Source organism: Collinsella sp. D33t1_170424_A12 (genome assembly GCF_015554865.1).
GTDB lineage: Bacteria > Actinomycetota > Coriobacteriia > Coriobacteriales > Coriobacteriaceae > Collinsella.
This window is the reverse complement of sequence record NZ_JADNJJ010000203.1, coordinates 1-5,561: the sequence shown is the minus strand read 5'-3', so window position 1 is coordinate 5,561 and position 5,561 is coordinate 1. Positions and strand designations below refer to the sequence as shown.

The window sequence follows — 5,561 nt, the reverse complement described above, 5'->3', positions numbered from 1 at the left end:
CGCTACGACCATTGTCGCCCGACCCACGATAGAGCTACAAGGGGAGGGGCCCCAATGTTCAACTCATATCGTCTTTCTCCCGCCTCGAAAAAGGGACAGGCACTTTTCTGAGACCCGCTTTTCTGAGACCGCGGGCCGTGGACGAAAACGCAGCCTCGCATTGGGGACGGGTGCCGAAGTGAAACGCCAACCTGAAACCAGCTAAAGAACCGCCCCCATGAAAGGACCCACCATGCACCATCCCATGAAGCAGCTGCCCGAACGCGCGATCTCCGAAGACGAGGCGCGCGAGATCCTGCGCGACGGCGAGTACTGCGTCGTCGCCACCGTCGACGCGGACGGCCACCCCTACGCCACGCCGCTCTCCTACGTGCTGGACGGCGACACCCTGCTCATTCACACCGGCGCCGCCGGCGGCCAGAAGACCGACGATTGGGAGCGCGACCCGCGCGTCTGCGTCACCGTCGCCGTGGACATGGAGCCCGTCTTTGTGGAAGAAAACGGCGAGCCCGGCTTCTTCACCACGCGCTACGCCAGCGTCATCGCCACGGGCACCGTGCGGCGCGTCGCCGACCCCGCCCAGGTCCGCCGCGCGCTGGCCCAGCTCTGCCTGAAGTACGCGCCCGAATACAGAGACGAGATCGGCGGCGCCATCGAGCGCGAGCTGCCCCTCACCGCCGTGTGGGCCATCGACCTCGAGCATATTTCGGGGAAGGCGGGCCGTCGCATCCCCAACGGCAAGGGCGCCGTCGCCCGTCACTAAACCGCGGAGCGAACCCGCCCCGCCTGCCGACGGCGCAGAAACCGACGCCACGCCCCGGCGACGACCGCCAACTCGATCGCAGTCGCCAGCGCGATCGTCCACGCCGGCAGCACGTCGAACAGGACGCCGAAGACAGCCTGGCCGAGCGGCGTGGCGCAGTTCACCAGCGTCATGAAGAGCGCGATGAGCTTGCCCACCAAAGCCGACGGAGCCCCCGCCTGCAACTCCGCCAGCATGCAGGAGCCCATGAGACCACCGGACATCGTCGCGAACGCATAGCTCGCCGTCAGAATCAGAAACACCGCCATGGGCGCCATGAAAGCCACAGGAGACAGCGCCCAGGCGGCGACGCCCATGGCCGCCGCGATTCCGCCCACGTAGGGCGCCGAGCGCCTCAGCGAGAAATACCGCGGCGCGATGGCCAGCAGGCTATGGCCCACCAGGCTTCCCGTCCCCATCGACATCTGGGCAAACGAGGCATACGCCGCCGGGAGCCCGAGCGTGATGGTGACCACGTACACGGTGCCCACGCTGATGAGCGCGCCCGCCGACACGTTCACGAAGGTCGCCGTCGCCATGCCGCCCAGCAACATCGGCTTATTGCGCAGATAGCGAACCGCCTCGGCCAGGTCATCGCGGACCACGGCAAGCGCGCTACCCTCCCACGAAGCGGGCTCGCAGGGAAACCGCACCGCGAGCGCCACCAACGCGCCGGACACCGCGAACGCGGCGAGCGACACCCAGACCACGGGCACCAGCCCCACCGCACCGTAGACCGCCGCACCCACCACGGGTCCGCTGAGCGTGGTCAAGCTGCCGATCTGGCTGACGAGCGCCACACCGCGCGGCACGTCGGGGGCAGCGAGCACGAACGGCACCGTCGACTGGATCGACGGCTGATAGAGCGCCTGCGCCACGAACGAGGCCATAGTGGCGAACACCACCAGCGAAAAGGGGTCCCCGGTATCCTTGAACGCCAGGAACACCAACAGTACGGCGACCAGCGCAGCGTTCACGCCCATCATGATGCCGCGTTTGCGCGTGCGGTCCGCCAGCACGCCGCCGATCGGGCTCAGCAGCGTATAGGGCACGAAGCCGCATGCGATCGCCAAACCGAAGCGCGCGCCGGAACCCGTCACGTCGAGCAGGTAGAGCGGCAAGACGAACTGCAGCACCTCTTGTCCCAGCAGCGAGCAGAACTGTGCGAGCAGGATCAGCGCGAACGTGTGCTTATCCGATTTCTCAACCATCGTTCCCATCGAAGCCGCCTTCCCGTAGGTTTATACATACTGTTGGTATGTTCTTTACTGCCGAGAAAAACCGCCGAAGCGGTTTCTCGTCCATTGAGTTCAAAGTGCTATCGACGCGGAGCTTCGTTCCCGCCATCAGAGGATTCGGCGCAGCGACGACGCCATGTCTCTACGTTCGTCTCCAAGCTCATGGCTGCGTCCAGTCCCATGCATTGCATAAATTCGTTCATGAAGGCAACGCGTCGCCCCTGCTCGGCCTCGTCGTGCGCCGGATAGAACGCCGGCACGCACCACAAGTTGTTGAGCAGGCAGATCGCCTCGGCGAGCTCGCATGGATACTTGGTCTGGATGGTCCCGTCCGCCACGCCCTGCTCGATGGCGGGCAATAGAATCTCGCGCGCACTCGCAGCGAACAAGTCGCGATACTCGAGGGCGAGCATGCGCGGGTTCTTCATAGGGTCGAGTTCGGGGTCTGCACGCGCGAAGAACGGAGCATCCACGCCGCGCGCACTGCATGAGAACATAGCGCGGACCTTTTCGATCCCTGTCATGTTCTCGTCGTCGCGAATCTGGCGCTGGCGCTCCACGCCAGGTGCCATCACGCGCCCCATCGCCGCAAGAAAGATCTCCTCCTTGCTCGAAAAATGATGGTAGACCGCACCCTTGGTAAGGCCGCCCAGCTCGTCGATGATGTTTTGCATGCTCGTCTGCTCGTAGCCGCGCTCGACGAACAGGCGCATCGCGACGTCGAGGGTCCTCGCGACCGTCTCCTCGGGATGCTTGTTTCTCGCCATGCTCGACCGCCTCCTCATACATACTGTTGGTATGTATAGTAGTCTTGCGATAACGACGAAGCAAGGTGTCACCAAAGCGGAAATATGAAAGGAACCACATGGTCAACGACGATGCGCCCCTCATCGACGAGAACCGCGCCAGCTGGAACGACCGCGCCGAGGTCCATGCGCACGGCGGGTACGGCGACCTCTCCGCCCTCACGGGCGATCCGCGCGCCATCACGGGCGTCGCTCGCAGGGACTACGAGACGCTGCGGCAGCATCTACCGAACAACACGGTCGAGGGCCTCAAGCTGCTGCACCTGCAATGCCATATCGGCACCGACACCCTCTGCTGGCCGCGTCTGGGCGCGGCCGAAACCTGGGGGCTGGATTTCTCGCCTGCCGCCCTCGCCCATGCACGCGAGCTCGCGCGCCAGGCGGGCGTCGAGGTGCGCTACGCAGAGGGCGATGCGCGATTCGCGGCCGACGCGCTCCAAGATCACATCGGCACCTTCGATGCCATCGTGACCAGCGCCGGCACGATCACCTGGCTGCCCGACCTCGTCGACTGGGCGCGCTCCATCGAGCGGCTCCTCGCCCCCGGCGGCGCCTTCATGATCCGCGACGACCACCCGCTGCTCGCCGCCCTCGGCTTCTCGGGGCTCGAGGCATGCTGCGACTACGTATCGGGCTCGCAAAGCTCCTACGACATGGACGTCACCTACACCACCGACCCCGGCAACGACGCGACGCGAAGGCTCGCGCACACCAGAAACCATAACTGGACGCACGACTTCGCAGAGATCGCAAGCGCGCTCCTGGACGCCGGCCTCTCGATCGAGGGATTCGCAGAAGACGAGGTAGCCGAATGGCAGTCGCTCCCCATGCTCGAATTCCACGCAGAGGATGAATCCTGGCGCCTGCCCCAAGGGTCTCCGCGGCTGCCCCTCATGTTCACCATCGTGGCCCGCAAACCTCAGAAAAGGGACAGGCACTAATCTGAGGCTGCGCTCCAGCAGACGCGGCACGCAAGCGGCCCGCGCCCTGAGTCGCTGCCTTCCATGCGGCGTCTCGTTTTGTCTCCATCCTCAATTTGAGGTTTCACGCCCCTGGCGCTACACTAACAGGGACATATTCGCCCCCTTCTCCGGATGGGGGCAGCGCGCGAGCGCTCACGTGCCGGCACCGTAGGACGTTGAAGGTGGCCGGCGGGTGGGCGCTCGTTTTCATAGCGCCCACGCCGCGCCGCCAAACGCGCCTCATTGCAGCGCCCGCCCCTGCATCGAGGGGACCGAACGGCGGAACGGGAGCAGGCGCCCGAGAAGAACAGGAGTTGCATCATGAAGAAGTTCGTCACCGACGCCTCGTTTTGGAAGCTCTTCGACGGCGCGTCGTTCGGCGTCGTGGTCGCGCGCGGCATGAAGCCCGCCGCAGACGTGGCCCCCGAGGACGCTGCGGCAATCGAGCAGCTGCTCGCACGGGCCAACGCGCAAGCCGAGCGCCACCTGGAGTCGCCCACGCTCTCCGAGAACGCCCCGGTGCGCGTCTGGCGCCAGGCCTACCAGCAGTTCAAGACCAAGCGCGGCGCGCGATGCTCCATCGAGAACCTGCTCAAGCGCGTCCTCAAGGGCAACCCCGTGGGCAGCATCTCGCCGTCCGTCGATATCTACAACGCGATCTCGCTCACCTATGCGCTGCCTCTCGGCGGCGAGGACATCGACGCCTTCCGGGGCGACCTCGTCCTGCGCGTCACCGAGGGCGGCGACGACTTCACGCCGCTGGGCGAGGGCGCCGAGAACGACCCGACGCTCCCCGGCGAGCTCGCCTACCTGGACGACGCCGGCGCCGTCTGCCGCTGCTGGAACTGGCGCGACGGCGTGCGCACCGCGCTCACCGACGAGACCGAGAACGCCTTCCTCATCGTGGAGTGCGCCGACCCCGCGCGCGTCGAGGACTGCCGCGCCGCGACCGATGAGCTCGCCGAGCTGGTCGAGCGCTACCCGGGCGCGACGATCGCCGTCAAGGAGCTCGTGACATCCGAGAACCGCGAGGTCGTCATCGCCGAATAATGCACCGGCAAGGCGCCTGGACCCGGCGTCAGAGCCAGCCCAGGCCCGCCTTGCTCAGATTAGTGCCTGTCCCTTTTCTGAGCAGTCCCGCCTCTCAGATTAGTGCCTGTCCCCAATTTGAGGTGGGGGCGCCAGCACTCGATGAGGCGGGCCTCGGACCAGGCGGCGTTGGCGGGGCTCGTCGAGGACAGGACGGTCGCGGGAAGTCCGGTCCGCGCCAGCAGAAAGCGCTTGTAGAGGCGGCCGGCAGTCGCCCCGTTGCAGAGAACGCGCTCGACGGGGGCCGCCTCCATGACGCGTTCGACGCGCGCCGGCACGGCGTTCTTGATCGAAGCATCGCTCGACCCCTTGATATCGCAGCTCTCGATGACGTCCCACAGCGCGATGCCGTGGCGGAGCAGCAGAGAACGCTTGCCATCGACGTCGCCATCAGCGGGCGCCTCCTCGCCGACGCATGCAGCGACCACGCGCCAGAAGCGGTTGCGCGGGTTACCGTAGTAGAACGCGTTCTCGCGCGACAGCGCCGAGGGAAACGACCCCAAGACGAGCACGCGGCTGCGCCCGTCGAACACCGGCTCGAACGGCTGGGCGATATGCTGGTAGTCGGCCATAGCCCGACACCGATGCCTAGCTGTTGTGTGCCGATAGGTTGTTTACGCCGTAGACTCGCGACATGGGCGGCAGGCCCCCGCACGCGCTGTGC

General features: G+C 66.1%; 6 protein-coding genes. 3 read left to right on the top strand and 3 right to left on the bottom strand.

The window, feature by feature from the left end; genetic code table 11:
* Window positions 1-232: 232 nt before the first annotated feature.
* On the top strand, window positions 233-763 hold the full coding sequence (locus I2E26_RS08470; protein WP_195420382.1) for a pyridoxamine 5'-phosphate oxidase family protein: 531 nt from the start codon (window positions 233-235) through the stop codon (window positions 761-763).
* Here the strand turns inward: I2E26_RS08470 and I2E26_RS08465 are convergent.
* Together I2E26_RS08465 and I2E26_RS08460 are read right to left on the bottom strand one after the other, a co-directional pair.
* A complete protein-coding gene (locus I2E26_RS08465; RefSeq protein WP_195420381.1) occupies window positions 760-2,022 on the bottom strand; it encodes an MFS transporter in 1,263 nt (420 codons plus the stop codon). The two genes, I2E26_RS08470 and I2E26_RS08465, sit on opposite strands and share 4 nt — an antisense overlap.
* Before the next feature lie 98 nt (window positions 2,023-2,120).
* Window positions 2,121-2,807, bottom strand: a complete 687-nt coding sequence (locus tag I2E26_RS08460) for a TetR/AcrR family transcriptional regulator (RefSeq protein WP_195420380.1) — start codon at window positions 2,805-2,807, stop codon at window positions 2,121-2,123.
* A 98-nt stretch (window positions 2,808-2,905) separates the two neighbouring features.
* Here I2E26_RS08460 and I2E26_RS08455 point away from each other — a divergent pair, with 98 nt between their 5' ends.
* Both I2E26_RS08455 and I2E26_RS08450 read left to right on the top strand, forming a co-directional pair.
* Window positions 2,906-3,787: a class I SAM-dependent methyltransferase gene (locus I2E26_RS08455; protein ID WP_195420379.1), complete on the top strand. Its 882-nt coding sequence runs from the start codon at window positions 2,906-2,908 to the stop codon at window positions 3,785-3,787.
* Between the two features lie 342 nt (window positions 3,788-4,129).
* Window positions 4,130-4,858: a B3/4 domain-containing protein gene (locus tag I2E26_RS08450; RefSeq protein WP_195420378.1), complete on the top strand. Its 729-nt coding sequence runs from the start codon at window positions 4,130-4,132 to the stop codon at window positions 4,856-4,858.
* Between the two features lie 59 nt (window positions 4,859-4,917).
* On the opposite strand, the gene I2E26_RS08445 is transcribed toward I2E26_RS08450, so the two are convergent.
* Window positions 4,918-5,469 (bottom strand): DNA-deoxyinosine glycosylase, encoded by a 552-nt coding sequence (locus I2E26_RS08445; protein ID WP_195420377.1) that lies wholly within the window; start codon window positions 5,467-5,469, stop codon window positions 4,918-4,920.
* Window positions 5,470-5,561: the final 92 nt, after the last annotated feature.